Annotated in this window: 1 protein-coding gene; it reads right to left on the reverse strand. The window is 48.8% G+C overall.

What is annotated here, in order from left to right:
• Positions 1-244, reverse strand: a 244-nt coding sequence (locus H6A60_RS14660) for a DEAD/DEAH box helicase (protein WP_205105390.1), incomplete at both ends; no start/stop codon positions are given.

The raw sequence follows: 244 nt of genomic DNA on the forward strand, positions 1-244 counted from the left end.
ATTGCGGTCTTCGGGCACCTTTTCCAAGATAGCGTTGATGCTGTCGGTAAAGCCCATGTTCAACATTTCGTCGGCTTCATCCATCACTACGTCACGGATGGTTTCCAGTTTCGCCACTTTACGTTCTATCAGGTCGATAAGACGTCCCGGAGTGGCAACAATGATATGTACGCCTTTCTTCAGGCTCTTGATTTGGCTCTCGATAGACGAACCTCCGTAAACGGGTATTATCTTCAGGTCGGTG

This window comes from Sutterella massiliensis (assembly GCF_016899755.1).
In the GTDB taxonomy this organism is placed as follows: domain Bacteria; phylum Pseudomonadota; class Gammaproteobacteria; order Burkholderiales; family Burkholderiaceae_F; genus Sutterella; species Sutterella massiliensis.